Annotated in this window: 16 protein-coding genes; 3 read left to right on the top strand and 13 right to left on the bottom strand. The window is 58.2% G+C overall.

Going from position 1 to position 17588, the window contains the following annotated elements; all coding sequences use genetic code 11:
• Positions 1–45: 45 nt before the first annotated feature.
• A complete protein-coding gene (locus IRT44_RS10150; RefSeq protein ID WP_171565790.1) occupies positions 46–1737 on the top strand; it encodes a hypothetical protein in 1692 nt (563 codons plus the stop codon).
• A gap of 208 nt (positions 1738–1945) precedes the next feature.
• On the opposite strand, the gene IRT44_RS10145 is transcribed toward IRT44_RS10150, so the two are convergent.
• From IRT44_RS10145 to IRT44_RS10130, 4 genes are all read right to left on the bottom strand, one after another.
• Entirely contained in the window at positions 1946–2356 is a 411-nt protein-coding gene (locus tag IRT44_RS10145; protein WP_171565791.1) for a Gmad2 immunoglobulin-like domain-containing protein, read from the bottom strand.
• 164 nt (positions 2357–2520) lie between these two features.
• A complete protein-coding gene (locus IRT44_RS10140) occupies positions 2521–3330 on the bottom strand; it encodes a (2Fe-2S)-binding protein (protein ID WP_230076615.1) in 810 nt (269 codons plus the stop codon).
• Positions 3331–3627: 297 nt separating this feature from the next.
• Positions 3628–4116 carry a ferritin-like domain-containing protein gene (locus tag IRT44_RS10135; RefSeq protein ID WP_171565868.1) on the bottom strand — a complete coding sequence of 163 codons (489 nt, stop codon included), beginning with the start codon at positions 4114–4116 and terminating at the stop codon, positions 3628–3630.
• 202 nt (positions 4117–4318) lie between these two features.
• Positions 4319–5617 carry an NCS2 family permease gene (locus tag IRT44_RS10130; RefSeq protein ID WP_212132301.1) on the bottom strand — a complete coding sequence of 433 codons (1299 nt, stop codon included), beginning with the start codon at positions 5615–5617 and terminating at the stop codon, positions 4319–4321.
• Between the two features lie 142 nt (positions 5618–5759).
• Here IRT44_RS10130 and IRT44_RS10125 point away from each other — a divergent pair, with 142 nt between their 5' ends.
• Complete coding sequence (locus tag IRT44_RS10125; protein WP_171565794.1) at positions 5760–6644, top strand: LysR family transcriptional regulator; 885 nt, start codon at positions 5760–5762, stop codon at positions 6642–6644.
• A 97-nt stretch (positions 6645–6741) separates the two neighbouring features.
• On the opposite strand, the gene IRT44_RS10120 is transcribed toward IRT44_RS10125, so the two are convergent.
• The 3 genes from IRT44_RS10120 to IRT44_RS10110 form a co-directional block, all read right to left on the bottom strand.
• Positions 6742–8070: a GntP family permease gene (locus tag IRT44_RS10120; RefSeq protein ID WP_212132302.1), complete on the bottom strand. Its 1329-nt coding sequence runs from the start codon at positions 8068–8070 to the stop codon at positions 6742–6744.
• A 15-nt stretch (positions 8071–8085) separates the two neighbouring features.
• Positions 8086–9642, bottom strand: coding sequence for a gluconokinase (gene gntK / locus IRT44_RS10115; RefSeq protein WP_171565796.1), 1557 nt, complete (start codon positions 9640–9642; stop codon positions 8086–8088).
• A gap of 159 nt (positions 9643–9801) precedes the next feature.
• On the bottom strand, positions 9802–10677 hold the full coding sequence (locus IRT44_RS10110) for a MurR/RpiR family transcriptional regulator (RefSeq protein ID WP_171565797.1): 876 nt from the start codon (positions 10675–10677) through the stop codon (positions 9802–9804).
• 204 nt (positions 10678–10881) lie between these two features.
• Here IRT44_RS10110 and gnd point away from each other — a divergent pair, with 204 nt between their 5' ends.
• Positions 10882–11778: a phosphogluconate dehydrogenase (NAD(+)-dependent, decarboxylating) gene (gene gnd, locus IRT44_RS10105; RefSeq protein ID WP_171565798.1), complete on the top strand. Its 897-nt coding sequence runs from the start codon at positions 10882–10884 to the stop codon at positions 11776–11778.
• Positions 11779–11937: 159 nt separating this feature from the next.
• Here the strand turns inward: gnd and IRT44_RS10100 are convergent, their stop codons facing one another.
• The 6 genes from IRT44_RS10100 to IRT44_RS10075 form a co-directional block, all read right to left on the bottom strand.
• Positions 11938–12381: a 2-thiouracil desulfurase family protein gene (locus tag IRT44_RS10100; RefSeq protein WP_212132334.1), complete on the bottom strand. Its 444-nt coding sequence runs from the start codon at positions 12379–12381 to the stop codon at positions 11938–11940.
• A gap of 104 nt (positions 12382–12485) precedes the next feature.
• The gene (coaA, locus tag IRT44_RS10095; protein WP_171565799.1) at positions 12486–13421 is read right to left on the bottom strand and encodes a type I pantothenate kinase; all 936 of its coding nucleotides are present in this window, start codon (positions 13419–13421) and stop codon (positions 12486–12488) included.
• 215 nt (positions 13422–13636) lie between these two features.
• A complete protein-coding gene (locus IRT44_RS10090; protein WP_230076614.1) occupies positions 13637–14107 on the bottom strand; it encodes a Dps family protein in 471 nt (156 codons plus the stop codon).
• Between the two features lie 167 nt (positions 14108–14274).
• Positions 14275–15207 carry a S66 peptidase family protein gene (locus tag IRT44_RS10085; RefSeq protein WP_171565801.1) on the bottom strand — a complete coding sequence of 311 codons (933 nt, stop codon included), beginning with the start codon at positions 15205–15207 and terminating at the stop codon, positions 14275–14277.
• A 75-nt stretch (positions 15208–15282) separates the two neighbouring features.
• The gene (locus IRT44_RS10080; protein ID WP_212132305.1) at positions 15283–15969 is read right to left on the bottom strand and encodes a response regulator; all 687 of its coding nucleotides are present in this window, start codon (positions 15967–15969) and stop codon (positions 15283–15285) included.
• Positions 15970–17529, bottom strand: coding sequence for an ATP-binding protein (locus IRT44_RS10075; protein WP_212132306.1), 1560 nt, complete (start codon positions 17527–17529; stop codon positions 15970–15972). It abuts the gene before it with no gap.
• Positions 17530–17588 lie beyond the last annotated feature (59 nt).

Raw genomic sequence — 17588 nt, 5'->3', positions numbered from 1 at the left:
GACAAGTGGCCTGTACGCACCAACTACTCAACGGAGGATCTTGCCATGCAACCAGCTCGTTTTCTCTACCTGTTACTCTGTCTGGCTGCCGGTTTTCTGGTCGGCTTTTCGTCGCCCGACAAGGGGAAAAAAGCAACCTGGATCTGGCAGGCAGAGCTGATCGACACCCAACGCCAAAAAATTCTTGACTTTGCCAAAAACCAAGGGATCAATCTGATCTATCTGCGCATCGACAGGGACAAGCCCTTTGACTACTACCGTCCGTTCATCCGGGAGGCTCAGTTGGCCGGTATCGACGTGCACGCCTTGGGCGGACATCCGCGCTGGGCGCTTACTGTCGACCGGGAGCGAATGCTCGGCCTCGTGGACTGGGTAAAACGATACAACCGCACAGTGGACCAGGTGGAACGCATCCGGGGGGTGCACCTGGACATCGAGCCGTACCTGCTTGACGAGTGGTACGACGATCAACCCGCCGTACTGAAACAATGGATGGGAAACATCGAAGCGTTTGTGACCGCAGCCCGAGAGGAGAACGGTCTGGAAGTGGGCACCGACATGGCCGCCTGGTTCGATCAATTTCCGGTGCCGGGAACAGCCGATATGCCGTTCAGCACATGGATGATCGACACATTTGACCACGTCACCCTGATGGCGTACCGCAACAAGGTGGACGGCTCCAATGGCATCGAAGCGATCGTCAAGAACGAGATGGAGGCGGCGGACGCCCTCGGCAAACAGGTGATCATTGCCGTCAACACAAAAGAGATGCCGCATGAGCCGCACACGACGTTTTTTGGGGTGGGCGCGGAAGAGATGGACGCTCAGCTCGCCGAAGTGACATCGCGGCTGGGCAGACATTCGTCTTTCACCGGCGTCGCGGTTCACGATTACCGCTACTGGCGAAACATGATCAAGCATACGGACTCGACGACGAAGCCGCTGCTCGGCACGTACATATGGCACGCCGAGCACGCGATTACCGAAGGGGACGAGATTCTCGCCTTTTCCAAAGAGCAGGGAATCAATTTGCTGTACGTGCGGCTGGACCTGGAGCAGCCCTACGAGGCGTACGCCGATTTTGTGGAAAAGGCAACGGAAGCTGGAATCGAGGTGCACGCGATGGGCGGACACCCGATCTGGGCCCTGGAGCAGTACCGGGAGCGGATGCTGAAGTTGGTCCGCTACGTGAAAGGCTACAATCAAAATGTCGCTCCCAATCAGAAGTTCCGCGGCATCCATCTGGACATTGAGCCCTACGTCATGCCCGTCTGGCGGGAGGACAGAGACGAGGTGCTGCGGCAGTGGATGAGCAATCTCGACGCGTTCGTGGAAGAGACGAAACGGGATTCCAACCTGGAGACAAGCTGCGACCTGGCCGTCTGGCTGGATCAGTTTGACGTCCCGGACGACCCCGGAACCCCTTTCAGCAAATGGGTAATCGCCCGGCTGGACCATGTGACGCTGATGGCTTTTCGCGACTACGCCGAAGGACCGGGTGGCATCGCCGCCGTGTCCAAGGATGAATTGAGATTTGCCGACGAGTTGAACAAGAAGCTGATCATCGCCGTGGAAATGAAGGAAAGCGGAGAAGGAGAACACATCACGTTCCACGAGGAAGGGAAAGCGGAAATGATGCGTCAGCTCGAAAAACTGCCCAATCTCTTGGCAGAGCACCCGTCGTACAAGGGGAATGCCGTCCACGCATACGAATACTGGAAGACAGCCAAGGACTAAGCGGCTGTCCGCTAACACAGTCACCCACACCGGAGCTTCCCGGTGGGGGTGACGTTTCTGGCATCCGAAAGGCCCGTATCGCTGTGAACGGGGCTTTGCATCGACCTGCTGACACGAGGATGACGGAAACGTGTTCTCCTCGAAACCGGCCACTTGGTCTGCACACTGAGACCCGTGCGGTGCGCACGTGTCATCTGCCACATAGACATCAGGGATTCTCCTTCTTCACGGAAAGCGTAAAGTGAAACTCTCCCCACTCCGGCGCCCCGGCGGACGCCTGAGTCACCCCCGCCGCCAGTTCATTGTGACCGTCCTCGACGACGTAGTGAACGACGCCCTCAAATACACGCGCTTTTCCTTTTACTTCATACGTATGTTCGTTTGTCGTTTTCACCGTTACGCCTTGAAACCGGTCATTTTCGTATTGTGTTTGTCCGTCATCCGGCTGTGCAGGAACGGCATCGTTTGGCTGGTCGGACGGAGCCGTGGCGGGCGGTTGATCCGATGGTGCCGTAATGGGCTCCCTGCCGGGTTGGGCCTGGTCGTTCGGCTTCTCTTTCGACGCCGTGCAGCCAAGGAGCAGCCCGACCAGCAGGCAGAGCACAAGCAACGCGCGCATGGTATCCCCTCGATTCATGGTGGGCTGTTTACATTTTCTTTATAAGGTTAGACGGCGTCCGCAGCGCATCGTTTCAGGAAAAAATACCCGTTTTGCACCCGCAAGGAAAAGACGGCCGATGCAGTGGCGACTCTTTCGCGGATGACAGCCGTCTGTCAATGGCGTTAGGCCTTCGTCTGAGCCGCCTCCGCTCTCATGCTGGCTCTCATCTCCGCCCGCTTTGCTTCTTTCAGACGCGGACAGGTGTAGCAGTAACGGCCACCCTCCGTGCGGTAGTAGAGACAGCAGGCGCTTTTTATGCTGACGTGCCGCTCGGAATCGCACAGGTCTTCGATCAGCCGCAGCTTCACCCCCAACAGATTTTTCGCTTGGCCGAACACCTGCGGGTCAAGCTGCTCGGTCAAAAAACGGAAGTCGTCAGCGATCCGGCGGCGCAACAGCTCATGCTCCGCCGCCTTGAGCCATTCGTTCCGTTCGTAATGATATCGGGCCGGAAGCTGTCCCCATAATTGGCCGACATGCACCCCGGATGCAGCAGCAACAGCCTCCAAAAGCGGCCTGAGCGTGTTTCCATACACATCTTGAAGCACACTGCTGCGCCACTCTGTTCTCGCTGCCTCATCGGCCGGCCCGTCCTCCTCCGCCCAGCGGTTGAGCATGAACGAGAACCGGTAATAGCCGTCCTGGTTGTACAACTGCACGCTAAGGTTGTTCAGCGACAGGTCAAACGTCTTGTTCCAGACGGACATCGCGTACTGGACGGCCAGGGCCGGTCCGCTCAGCCACCCGCTGAAAAAGGTGGCGGCAGGAGCCAGATCCGCTGCTTTGAGCAGTCGGGCGTACACACTGATCAGGCTGGACATTTGTGCTGTTTCCAACAGTTCGGACGCGGGGCCGGACCAGACAGCATTGTCCATCTCGCGTCTGCTGACAAAAAAGTGCCGTTCCAGTTTGTCACAGTCACTTTGCTGCATGCTCATCATCTCCGGTTCAGGCATATTTTCTGTTCAATAATTGATAGTGATAATTGTTATCATATTCATGGGTATTGTACTACATGCTGCTGGGCCCTACAACAGTCGAATATGCACGATGGGCAGACGCACTTTGACCGATGCTATTCGGAAAAACCGGTCTTGCTGTGCGGCGAGTACGTCGTGCCATCACCGGAAGCAAAAAAACCGCTCCGTTTTCGGGCGGTTTTGCTTGCTATTTCGCATCAGTATGGATTGTCAGCCGCTCCCAACCAACAGAGGCGGCCATCGGCTGTGTCACCTGTTTCTGGCGTACAGCCAGTTGTAATAGCTGGCATGCTTCAGCTCATCGGTCATGATTTCAAACACGGTATCCCGATACTGCAGCAGCATGTATTTATAGATCGTGCGGTAACGTTCGAACGTTTTCAATTCGCCAAACAGGGCCTGCTCAATCCCGTCCAGATAGCTCACCGGAGGCTGCAGCGCCTCGATCTCATAGTGTGCCGCAGGACGCTGTCCGGTCAACTGGCCGTAGATCTGGAGAAACAGCCGGCGGTGTCTCCGCTCGTCATCGCGGATGCCGGCAATCACCTGTTTTTCCTGCTCGGTCGGTGCTTGCTCGATCAGAAAGTCGTATAACAGCTCATCCCGCCGCTCTCCCGCAATGCCTTCCTGCAACATCCGGAGGACGACCTTCATCCGCTCATCGTACCCCTCCAGCGCGGCGAGCCGCACGGGCAAGTAAGAAGTGTACTGAAAAGGTCCATACCAGTATCCGCTCATCTCGATCTGGTCTCCTTTGTCGTGATTCACCTACAAGATATGCGCCCGCCTGGCAAGAGGAGCATGGAAATTGCCGAACACGGCAAAAGCAGGTTGTCACGACGAACAGCCGCCCCGCGCACAGCTGGCGAAAGACGGCTGTCGACGAAAAGAGACGTGCGGATTGGCCTGTCACACGATTCGCCGCGGCTGGCGGATTGCACTACGCTACAAAGGGCAGCACCATGTTCAGCAGGAACAGCCCAGCGATCACGTAGAGCAGCGCCGGCACCTCCCGGCGTTTGCCAAGGGCGAGCTTCAGCAGCGGATAGGCGACGAAGCCAAAGGCGATCCCGTCCACGATGCTGTAGGACAGCGGAATCAGGGCGATGATCAGGAAGGATGGAAAACCTTCCGTGAAATCACGCAGGTTGATGTTCTGCACGTGTTGCAGCATCAGCCCGCCGATGATGATCAACACCGGCGCAATCGCGCTGTCGGGAATCAGCTTGACCAGCGGCAGGAACACCAGCGTCAGCAGGAAGAGCACGCCGGTGACCAGCGAGGTAAGGCCGGTTCTCCCTCCGGCGGCAATACTGGCGGCCGATTCCACCGAAGCCACCGTGGGGCTGGTGCCCAGCATGCCGCTCAGGGCGGTGGACACGGCAGTCGCCTGCAGGGAGCGTTGAAACTTCTGCGGCTGGCCCAGCATGCCGGTATGGCCGTGCAGCAGGCCGATATTTTCAAAGACGATCACCATCGCCATCGAAAACACAGCGGCCCAGAACGTCAGCGTCCACACCCCGGAGAAGGACAAGCCGGCGAACACCCGGCCGTATTCGTGCAGCGACAAGGAGGCCAGTCCGCCTGTTTCCGGCTGTACCAACCCCGCCAGCATCCCCATCACCGTCCCGGCAGCAATCCCGATCAGAAAGTTTCCCGGCACGTTTCGGATGAACAAAACCAGCGTCAGGACAAGTGTCGCCAGCGTGACGATCACCTGCGGGCTGGCCAAATTGCCCAAGGCGACAAACGTGGAGGGATTGGTGACGATCAAGCCCCCTTTCTGCAGCCCGATAAAGGTGAGAAACAAGCCGATCCCCACCGTGATCGCCTCTTTGAGAGAGACGGGGATCGCCTCCGACAGCAGAGTCGCCGCCCGTGTGAAAGCGATGATGGAAAACAGGAGCCCGGCGAGGAAGACGGCGGCCAGCGCCTGCTGCCAGGGCAGTCCCATCGTCTGGCACAGCGTATAGGTAAACAGCGCGTTGATGCCCATTCCCGGCACCAGAATCATCGGTGCGTTGGCCCAGAACGCCATCAGCAGCGAACCGGCAAACGCAGTCAGCACCGTCGCCAGGATACCGGCTTCCAGAGGAATCCCGGCGTCCTGCAAGATCGAAGCGTTGACGGCGACGATATAGACGATTGTGACAAAGCCGATGCATCCGGCCGTGATTTCCCGTTGGACGGTCGTGTCAAAAGCACGCAAACGAAAGATGTGATCCAACCATGTACGCATTTTACATGTCCCTTCTTTTTTTCGCTTGCTTCTCATGTTTTGTTGCCGAGACATATGCTATCATAGCTCGTATGATATGAAAAATATTGATTCAATCTCATATCCATATGAAAACAATATGGAAGAAACGGAGGCTTGCGCGGTGGACATTCGTCAGTTGCGCTATTTTATCGCCATTGCCGAAGAAGGGCAGATTACCGGGGCCGCCAAGCGATTGCGCATGGCCCAGCCGCCCCTCAGCCAGCAGTTGAAGCAAATGGAAGAAGAACTGGGCGTCGCGCTGGTGGAACGTGTGGGAAAACGAATCGAGCTGACGGAGGCGGGCGTCACACTCTACCGGCAGGCGCTCAACATCGTGCACCAGATGGAGGAAGCGATCGCAGAGGTACAGGAAACCGGGGCCGGCATCCGCGGCACGCTGTCAATCGGCGTAAGCGCTCTCTCCTCCTACGGGCTGCCGGAACAAATCCGCCGGTTTCAGCAGCAGTATCCGCTGATCATCTACAAGGTGTGGAAAGGAGATACGCAGTTGCTGAGCCAGTGGCTGGAGCGGCGGACGATCGAAGTCGCCATCGTCCGCCTGCCTCATTCGCTGTCCGGCTGCACCACCATCCCGCTGGACGAGGAGCCGTTCGTGCTGATCGTTCCCGACTCCTCCCCGCTGGCCGGCACCGGCCGGATCCACATGCGGGACATCGCCGATCATCCGCTGATCATGCCCAGCGCGCCGGGGCTGGGTATCTACGAGATGCTGGTCCGGGAGTTTTCCCGACTGGGCGTAAATCCACACGTCATCTGTGAATGTCCTGACATCTCGCTGATCGTCAGCATGGTGAGAGCCGGAGTGGCAGCGTCGATCGTGCCCCGCTCCGCCTGGGAGACCCAGGCCAGCGATACGCTTGACTGTCTGGAGATTACCGGCACCTCCATTTCCTCCTCCGCTGCCGTCGTCTGGCAGACCGGCCGCCATCTGTCCAAGGCAGCCCGCCGATTCATCCGGATGTTTGCCCCCACAGCCGACGTGTAGGCCGCGTCATGCACAGACCACAAAAAAAACATCCCCCACGCGCAGTGGGGGATGGCGCACGGTGCTTCCTGTTTCCAGAATAGCACCGCCTGATATCTCAGATAATCAGGGACAAGCCCATGATCAGGATGATGGCCGTGACAGACAGGATGGTTTCCATGACTGTCCAGGACTTCAACGTATCCTGAACGCTCATGTTGAAGTATTCCTTGATCAGCCAGAAACCGGAATCGTTTACGTGAGACAGGATGAGCGATCCCGCGCCGGTAGCCAGCACCAGCAGCTCCGGACTGACTCCGGGCATTTGCTGCGCAATCGGGGCGACAATGCCCGCAGCGGTCATCATGGACACCGTCGCCGAACCGGTGGCAACGCGGATCAGCGCCGCGATCAGCCATCCGAGGAAGATCGGGGAGATGGCCGACGCCGTGGCCAGATCGGCAATGTAATCGCCCACTCCGCTGTTGAGCAGCACTTTGTTGAACGCGCCGCCTGCCCCGATCACCAGCAGAATGGTGGCCGTCGGTGCCAGGCAGTCGTTGGTGAACTTCAGAATGTCATCCTTGTTAAATCCGCGGGCAAAGCCCAGCGTCCAGAACGAGATCACGGTTGCAATCAGCAGGGACGTGATCGGGTTGCCGATGAAGTCAGCCCACACGCGCACCGCGTGTTCCTTCGGCAGCGTAACGTCTGCGATGGTCGCCCCCAGCATCAGGATGACCGGAAGCAAAATCGTAAAGACGGTAATGCCAAACCCGGGAAGTTCGCGGTCCTGCTTCGGTTCCGCCAACTGTGCCGCCAGCTCCGAGGAGATGCTGGTCTTGATCCGTTTGCTGATCCAGCTTCCGTAGAGAGGCCCGGCGACGATCGCCGACGGGAGGCCAACCAGAATGGAGTACACAATCGTTTTGCCCACGTCCGCTTGAAAAATATCGACGGCCGCCATCGCCGCCGGATGGGGCGGAACAATCCCGTGCACGATGGACAGCCCGGCAATCAGCGGGATGCCAATCTTCAGCAGGGACATGCCCGTTTGACGGGCGATGGTGAAGACCAGCGGAATCAACAGCACAAAGCCTACCTGGAAGAAAACAGGAATCCCAACGATGAACGCCACGAACATCATCGCCCAGTGGACGTTCTTTTCGCCAAACAGGTTGATCAGCGTACGGGCGATCCGCTCTGCACCGCCGGACTCCGCCATCATTTTCCCCAGCATGGTTCCCAGTGCGAGTACGATAGCGATAAATCCAAGCGTGCCGCCCATCCCTTCCTTGATGGAATCGACGATTTTGTCGAGCGGCATCCCCGAAGCGATCCCGACAAAGCCGGAAACGATCAACAGGGTAATGAACGGGTTTACCTTGAATCGAGTGATCAGAATAAGCAGGATGAGAATAGCCAGCAAGGTGATGACCAACGGCATCATGACCCCTCCTTTTTATCGAGTGTTAAGCGATGCTCTCGACCGTTGTTGAAAGTCGGCGATGAGCTTGTATTCCTCAAGCAGGTTGAGATAAACCCGCTCGTAAATGTAAAACAACTCCAGATAGGTGCCGGAGCGCTCCAGATCCGGCTCGTGGCGGTGAACAATGCGCAGCAGATCGTTTACCTCGGACAGGTCGCGGATGGCACCGACAGCATGCATCGCCAGCACGGCCGCCCCCAGACTGGAACTTTCGTGGGTTCCCGGAATCAATACCTCATACCCAAACATGTCCGCCATGATTTGCCGCCACTCCTTGGAGCGGGCAAAGCCGCCGGACGCGCGAATCTCCCGCGCACCTCCGGCCAAGTCGCGAAGGGCAATCCCCACGCTGTACACGCTGAACAAAATCCCTTCCAGCACGGCGCGGATAAAGTGCTGCCGCTTGTGGTGCAGGCCGATGCCGAAAAACGACCCGCGCGCCTGCGGATTCCACCAGGGCGCCCGCTCCCCGGACAAAAACGGCAGGAACAGCAGGCCTTCCGCTCCGGCCGGTACGTCCTTGGCCGCCTGAATCATCACGTCGTACGGATCGACACCCAATTCCTTGGCCTTTTCCACTTCGGGCCAGCTAAACTCATCGCGGAACCAGCGCAGCATCAATCCCCCGTTGTTGGTCGGACCGCCGATTACCCAGTGCTTGTCCGTCAAGACGTAACAAAACGTTCGTCCCTTCTGATCCGTAATCGGCTCCGGCACAACGGTCCGCACAGCGCCGCTCGTGCCGATGGTGATCGCCACCTGACCCGGCTCGATCGCGCCGACACCCAGGTTGGCCAGCACCCCGTCACTTGCCCCTACGACAAACGGCGTATCGGGATCGATGCCGATTTCGTCCGCGTAGCGCTTGTCCAGGCCGCGCAGCACGTGTGTGGTCGGAACAGGCTCGCTCAACTGCTGCGCAGAGATGCCGGCGACATGCAGCGCCTCCTCGTCCCAGTCAAGCCGCTTCAGATTGAACAGCCCCGTGGCCGACGCGATGGAATAATCGACCACGTATTGGCCAAAGAGCCGATAAATCACGTACTCCTTGATCGAGAGAAACTTGGCCGCCTTGCGGAACGTATCGGGGTCCTTCTCCCTCATCCAGATCAGTTTGGTCAGCGGAGACATCGGATGGATCGGCGTCCCGGTGGCCAGGTATATCCGGTGACCGGTGCCGTCCTGTTTCAAGCGCTCCGTCTGCTCCACACTGCGGTTGTCCGCCCAGATGATGACATTGGTCAGCGGATTGCCGCTGTCGTCTACGGCGATCAGGCTGTGCATGGCCGTGCTGAACCCGATGCCGGCGATGTCCGACTGTTTTGCCCCGGCCTGGGCAATCGCCTGGCGGAGTGCCTGAATGACCGCGTTAAAAATCGCGTCCGGCTCCTGTTCCGCCCAAGAAGGCTGCGGAACGAGCAGGGGATAATCGACATTCCCCGTTCCCTTGATCGAACCGGAGCGTGTGAACACAATCGCCTTTGTGCTGGTGGTGCCGATGTCCAGTCCGATAAAATACGTCTCGTTCATTATCGTCTCACCCTTCATGTGTATCCGCTTTCAAGATGTCAAAGTGATTATATCGAAATTTTTTTCTTTTGTTAATACATGAGAAAAAAATTTATTTCAAAAAGTGCTCGTGATGTGCTCCGCAACCAGTATTATTTCCAATAAAAAAAACGCCCGCGGTCAAAGGCGTTTTAAGGAAATGGCTTCCCGTATATGCTGGATGTTCTCGATCGTTTGCGCTTCCCGGCGAAGCGAGACCGCCACGTACAACAGGTCGATCAGGAAAAGCTGGGCCAGGCGGGCGGAGAGCGCTTCCGTGCGGAACAACGTTTCCCGCGAAGTTGTATACAGACAGCAGTCCGCCAGTTTTACCAACGGCGATTTTCCGTAACTGGTGATGCCGATCGTTTTCGCTCCCGCGTCCTTGGCCACGTGCAGCGCTTTCAAAATGTCCTTGTTCGAACCGGAGTGGGAAATCCCCACCGCCACATCCCCTTCCCGCAGGAGGGAAGCCGACATCACCTGGTAGTGTGCATCGGAGTGATGAATACAGGGAATCCCGGTGCGCATGAACTTGTGATAGGCGTCCTGGGCGATGGCAGCCGATCCGCCAGATCCGTAGAATTCAATGCGTTTGGCACCCGCCAGCCAGTCAATAATAGTGGACAGTACGTCGCGGTTGAGTATGTGCAGCGTATCGCGCAGCGTCTCCATGTTTGCGGCAAAAATGTTGCCGGCAATCGACAGCACGTCTTCATCGTCCAGGTTGATTTCCTGGTAAATCACCTGCTTGGGGTTGGTTACTTCGCTAGCCAGCGCAATCTTGAACGCCTGGAATCCGCGAAAGCCCAATCGCCGGCAGAGGCGAAAAACAGTCGCATCAGCGCATTCGCACAGCTCGGACAACTCGGTAATTGACAAATGGACAATGTCGCTCGCATGCTCCAGGATGTAGCGGGCCACCTGCTGTTCTTTGCTGCTGAGCTGCGAATAAACGGCACGCAGTTTGGCGAGCACGCTTTCAGAAACACGCGGTGTGGAATCAGGCAACGACATGCACCTCCCAATCGTGCCTTTCTGGTTCACTAACATTCTCGTTCACATTATAGGCAATGTCCGGGTCGAAGTCATTTTGAAAAAAATTTTCTTCATTTATGATGAAACGTGAATATTTTTGTCATATAATACAGCTAGGTCAGATTCTGCATGTTTGACAACCTGGACACCTGGAGAACCTGGATAAGGAGTGTTTCGATCACAATGCAATTAGCGATGATTGGATTAGGCAAAATGGGATACAATCTCACCCTGAACTTGCTCTCGCACGGGCATGAGGTCGTCGCCTATGACGTCGACCCCGCACCTGCCGCTGAACTGAGCAAGCACGGAGCGATTCCGGCCGCTTCGGTCGAAGAGGCGGTCGCGAAACTGTCTGCGCCGCGTGTCGTGTGGCTGATGGTGCCCGCAGGAGACATCGTGGACAAGCTGATTGACCAACTGTCCGGCCTGCTGTCCCCCGGCGACATCGTGATTGACGGCGGAAATTCCAACTACAAGCAGTCGGTTGAGCGTTATCACAAGCTTAAGCAAAAGGACATCCACTTCCTCGACGTCGGCACAAGCGGCGGCATGGAAGGGGCGCGGCACGGCGCCTGCATGATGATCGGCGGGGACAAGGAGGCGTTTGCCCATATCGAACCGATGGTAAAGGATATCACTGTTGAAAACGGCTACCTGTACGCAGGGGAAGCAGGCAGCGGACACTTCCTGAAAATGGTGCACAACGGCATCGAGTACGGCATGATGCAGGCGATCGGCGAAGGCTTTGAGGTGCTGGAGAAGAGCGGCTACACGTTTGACTACGCCGAAGTGGCGCGCGTCTGGGCAAACGGCTCCGTCATCCGCGGCTGGCTGATGGATCTGACCGAGCGGGCCTTCCGCAAAGACGCGAAGCTGGACAGCATTCGCGGCGTCATGCACTCCTCCGGCGAAGGCAAATGGACGCTGGAGACGGCACTGGACCTGCAAGTGGCAACGCCAGTGATCGCGATGTCCCTCTTGATGCGCTACCGCTCGCTGGAGGAAGACACCTTCCACGGCAAAGTGGTGGCTGCCCTGCGAAACGAATTTGGCGGACACGCCGTAGAAACGAAATAGAAAACAGCCAGGCCCGAGGTAGCACCTCGGGCCTGTTTGCATGGTTTCGCCGGCTGGCCTTATGTTCTCTTTTCCCCGCCCTTTTTTTCGTTCGCGCATTGGGCGGCTTGATCAGGTCAGCCAGCGCATCAGGGAGAGAACGCTCACCGTTTTTTCCGTTTATTTCTTCTGCTCCGATTGGACCGCGATGCCGTTGCGGATCAGCAGCGCGGCCGTCACGCCCACTCCGGCCTTTTTATTGCCGGAGAACGTCCCGTCATAGACAAACGAACTGCCGCAGGAGGGACTGTTTTCCTTCAGCACGGCGGACGTGGCCCCCACCGCCTGCGCCAGTTTGAGCGCCTGCCTGGCCCCGGCGAGAAACGCGTCCGTCACGTCGCGGCCGTTCCGGTCGATTACCCGGGCCTTCCCGTCCAGGACGTCAAAACCGTCGCCGCCGACGATCTCCGCCGGCGTGCGCGGCGTCGGCAGACCGCCCATCTGCTCGGGACAGACGGGAATGGCCTTTCCTTCCTTGAACAGCGTCTCGGTTTCCGCGTCCAGACAGGCGCGCTGGTCATATCGGCACTGACAGCCAATCAGACAGGCACTGACGATTTTCACTGTCACCAGTTCCTTTCCTCATTTCGGTACCAGGGACCAGGGTTGTCCACACCGCAAACATCCTCCAGGCCGAATCGGCCTTTTGCGATTGGGGATTCACCGGATTACAGCCGGCGCAGCTTGACGCTCTGGACCATGTGATCCGCCCCTTTTTCCAAGATCAGTCGGGCGCGTCCCCGCGTCGGCAGGATGTTTTTCCGCAGGTTGATGCCGTTGATCTCCATCCAGATGCTCGTGGCCACCTCTGTCGCCTCTTCGTCGGTCAGGCTGGCATAGCGGCGGAAGTAGGAGGCCGGGTTGGAGAAGGCCGTCTCGCGCAGCAGCTTGAACCGCTCCACGTACCACTTCATAATGTCCTCTTCACGCGCGTCGACGTAAATGGAGAAGTCGAAAAAGTCGGAGACGAAGACTTCCGTGACGCGGCGCTGCTTTTCGTCGATCGGCGTCTGCAGGACATTTAGCCCCTCCACGATCAAGATATCCGGTTCGCGGACCACTTGCCACTCGCCGGGCACGATGTCGTACACCAGATGGGAGTAGACAGGGGCAGCCACTTCCGGCACGCCGGACTTGACGTCGGACAGAAACGACACCAGCCGCTTCGTGTTGTAGCTTTCCGGAAACCCTTTGCGCTTCATCAGGCCGCGCTCTTCGAGGACGCGGTTGGGGTAGAGAAAACCGTCCGTGGTCACCAGGTCCACTTTGGGATGATTGGGCCAACGGGATAAAAGCGTTTGCAAAATGCGGGCGGTTGTGCTCTTGCCGACTGCGACGCTGCCGGCGATGCCGATGATAAACGGAACCTTTTTGTCCTGATTGCCGAGGAATGTATGCGTTGCATGATACAGTTCCTGGGTGGCCCCCACATACAGGTTCAACAGCCGGGAGAGCGGCAGGTAGATGTCCGCCACTTCCGACAGGGAGAGCTTTTCGTTCAACCCCTGCAGACAGGCCAATTCTTCGTCTGATATGGTAAGCGGCGTGGAAGCCCGCAGTCCTCTCCACTGCTCGCGACTGAATGTGATGTAAGGAGATGCCATGGGAACCGTACATCCTTTCTCGTTCTTGTCCATTAGATGTTCCACAATAGTGTACCACCTGCGGCCGCTTTTTGGGAACACGTGAGGTGCGTCTCCGGCAAGAAAGGTGCATACCATTCCTGGCCTGCACGATCAGCATGGAGAGCATGGGCGTCACCATTTGTTTGGCGAAAAAAATCCCCCCTTTGGCCTTATCAGAGCCGAGGGGGGATTTTTCACGGCCGCCTGCCGAGAAACGCCTGCAGCATCCAGACGTGTTTTTGCAGGCTGGTGCTGATCTCAAGGAACATGTCGCTGGTCGCCTGGTCATTTGCCTGTTCGGCGATGGACATGCCCTCCTCCAACTCGCGGATGAGCTGCCGGAAGTCGGCGACTACCGCCTGAACCATTTGTTCCGCAGTCTCCCCTCCCGCCGCTTCGCGCAGGGTCGACTGCTCCAGACAGGCTTTCATCGTCGAGACCGGCTGTCCGCCGATTGCCAGCAGCCGTTCCGCCAGTTCATCCACGTAGCCGGCCGCCTCGTTGTACAGTTCCTCAAACTTTTGGTGGAGCGTGTAAAAGTGGGGTCCTGTCACATACCAGTGGTAGTGGTGCAATTTTATGTACAGGACGCTCCAGTTGGCAACCTGTTTGTTCAACACGTCCGTCAGGGAAGGGCTTTTCACTCCTGTCACAGCAGTGCTCATTCGGCGTCACTTCATCCTTTCCTCGCATGAAGATGCTACAGAACGATGTTAGTATTACGCTGGGAACTGCTGTTTATTCCGCCGGTGATGCTGCGGCCTGACGCCGCCAACATCTCCCCGTCCCTGACAGCAATCCGGCCTTCCGCAAGTACGCCTGATTGGCCCCTTTACCGGACGACCGCCTCTTCGACGATCAGCCGGCAGCCTGTCGCGTCAAGATACGCCTGCACGCCAAACGGCAGGGCGGCGTTGTTTTCGCCGTGGCCCGCCTGCAGGTTCCAGATCATCGGCTTTTGATACGGCGCGATCATGTTGGAAATGACGTCGAGGACGGTGAAGCTGTCCTGTTTTTTCGACGTGCAGTTGTTCCACGTGCCGAGGATGATCCCGGCGCACTCCGCAAACGTGCCGACCAGCGCCAACTGGGTCAGCATGCGGTCCACCCGGTACGGCTCCTCGTCCACATCCTCCAGGAAGAGCAGCTTGCCTTTTGCATCCACCTGGTAGGGCGTGCCCGCCAGCGCCGCCACCAGCGAGAGATTGCCGCCGACGATCTCGCCGCACGCTTCTCCTTCCACCAGGCAGACGATCTCCTCCCCCGGCGGGTTGACGATCTCGCCCAGCGGCTCGGTGCTGGTCATGGCGCGCAGCAGACATTCCCGCGTATACGCGTTGGTCCCGCTGAGCAGTCCGGGCGATGCGTTGGGACCGTGCAGAGTCGCCAATCCCGCCTCCTGCCGGAGCGCCGTGTGCAGCGCGGTGATGTCGCTGTACCCGATGAACAGTTTCGGGTTTTGCGCAATCATGTCGTAATCGAGAAGATGCAGGATTTGCGGCGAACCGTAGCCACCGCGCAAAGCCATCACGGCGTCGACGTCGGGATCGGCAAACATCTCGTTCAGTTCGGCTGCCCGTTGTTCGGGCGTTCCCGCCAGATAGCCGCCATAGCTTTCATAGCAGGTTCTTCCCAGTACCACCTTGAATCCCAACGCTTCCAGCTCAGCTTTGGCCTTGTGTACGCTGTCGATTGTTTTCGGAGGACTTGCCGGGGCGATGATCCCGATCGTATCCCCTGGTTTCAGTGCGTGTCCCTTGTTCATCCGGAATTCTCCTCACTGATTGATACTTTTGGTCCGCCCTGCCGTACCCCTGACCGCCATTTTTTGAAAAGTGCGTCACACCAGCACGTACCGGTTGGTCGGCCGGCCGACGCCGCCGTATGCCACGTCCCGTTTCACCCGTCCGCTCTTTTCCAGGTATTCAAGGTAGCGGCGCGCCGTCACGCGGGCGATACCGACCCGCTCTGCCACCTCTTCCGCCGACAGCGGCTGCTTTTCCTGGCGCAGATGGCGGACAATCTGCTCCAGCGTGTGCATGTGCAGCCCTTTCGGCAGCGTCTCCAGCTCCCGGGGGCTTTTCGCGGCGGAGCGGAACAACAGCTGGTCCACCTCCGCCTGGGAGACGGTGCCCTCCTGCTCCAACTGCTGGCGAAACGCCCGGTAGTTTTCCAACGCCTGCTGAATGCGCTCAAACTTGAACGGCTTGATGATGTAATCCATCACGCCGTTGCGGAGCATCGCCTGGATCGTCGGTTTGTCCTTGGCCGCCGTGATCACGATCACGTCCACCGCCTGATTGGCTGTGCGCAGTTTCTGCAGGGTGCGCACGCCGTCCAGCACAGGCATGAAAATGTCCATGATCACCAGGTCAGGCTTCAATTGTTCCACCAAGGCGAGTCCTTCCGCTCCGTTGGAGGCCGCGCCGACCACGCGGAAAGACGGCACCCGTTCGATAAACTGCCTGTTCACTTCCTGCACCATCGGGTCGTCCTCGATGACGACCACGCGAAATGGGTCGCCCATCTACGCTTCCGCCTCCTTCATCGGAAAGGTAATCAAAAAGCTCGTGCCTTCGCCTGGCTGCGACTGGCAGCTCAGTTCGCCCCGCCCCTTCGCCACCAGCTGCTGCACCAGGTAGAGGCCCAGGCCGCGGTTCTTCCCCGCCTTGGTGGAGAAGCCGCGCTCCAGCATCCGCCGCCGTGTCTCGTCATCCATGCCGATGCCGTTGTCTTCCACCAGGATGGAGCAGATGTCATCATCCTGTTCGATGCTGACGTAGACTTCCTTGTCGTGTTTGTCCGTCTGCTCCAGAGCGTCAAACGCGTTTTCGATCAGATTGCCGAGGATCAGCACGAAATTGTGGTGATCCATGTACGGCGGGAAGCGCTCCAGATTGCTGCGCCGGTCGATGACGAGGCGAATGCCCAGTTCCTTGCCCCTGCTCACCTTGCCCAAAAGCAGGCCGGAAACGCTTTCATCCGTGATTTTGGCCGAGAGAAATGCAGTCAGCTCTTCCTGCTGTTCGCTGATTTCAAACAGGTACTGCAGCGCCTTCTCTTTTTGATTCAACTGCAAAAGTCCTGCGATTGTGTGCAGCTTGTTCATGTACTCGTGGTTTTGCACGCGGAGCGCGTCGACGAATGCCTTTACGCCGGTCAGCTCTTCCGCCATCCGTGCCACTTCGGTCCGGTCCTGGAAAATGGCCAGCGCTCCGACGACTTTCCCGTCGGTCCTGATCAGAAAGCGGTTGGACCAGATCAGCGCCCCTCCGACGTGCAGTTCGTGGTCGTAAAAGTTTTGCTGCTTCTCCAGCACTTCCGGCAGCGCGGTATCGGGAATCACCTCGCGGATCGGTCTGCCCAGCACGTCGTCTTCGATGTTGAAAATCTGTTTGGCCTTGTCGTTGACGATCGTGATCCGCTCCTGCGTGTCGATCGCGATCACGCCCTCGCGCATGGCGTGAAACGTGGCGGTGCGCTCCACCAGCATGCGGGCCAGTTCTTCCGGCTCCAGGTTGAGCATCTGCCGTTTCATGTGACGGGCGAGCCGGTACGAACCCCAGATGCCAAACAGCAGGGAGAGAAAAAACGTGATCGCGATGTTTTCCCGCTGGTCGTAGAGGATCTGCGGGATGCTCGGCAGCAGATGGCCCACCATGACCACGCCCACCTGCTGGTGATCGGTGTTCATGATCGGCACGTAGGCCCGCAGCGCCGTTCCCAGCTCCCCCCGCACCTTGCGGATGTAGGTGTGCTCGGCAAACGCCTCCTCCGCGTCTTTGCCGAGAAAGACGGTGCCGATGCGCTCGTCCAGCGGATCGGAATAGCGGACCCTGTTCATGTCCATGACCACCACGTACGTCACGTCGTTGACGATGCGAATCCGCCGTGCGGTCGGAGCGATGGTCCGCCAGCCGTCCGGTTCCCGGATGCTTTTCTGGATGAGCGGGATTTCCGCCACTGTCCGCGCCGTGGTCATCAGCCGCTGTCCCAACTCCGCCTCGGTCAGGCGAATGATGCTGCCCACGATGATGATGCCGCCGATCAAGAGGGAAAAAAGCACGATGCCGACTGACAGCAGCATGATTTTCCACTTAATTTTCAGACGCTTGAACAGGAGTGTTCTTCCTTTCCGGTAGGTTT

It is taken from the genome of Brevibacillus sedimenti, from assembly GCF_020923495.1.
Lineage (GTDB): Bacteria > Bacillota > Bacilli > Brevibacillales > Brevibacillaceae > Brevibacillus > Brevibacillus aydinogluensis.
Note: the sequence above shows the minus strand (reverse complement) of the source record. Positions and strands in the feature narration are given on the sequence as shown.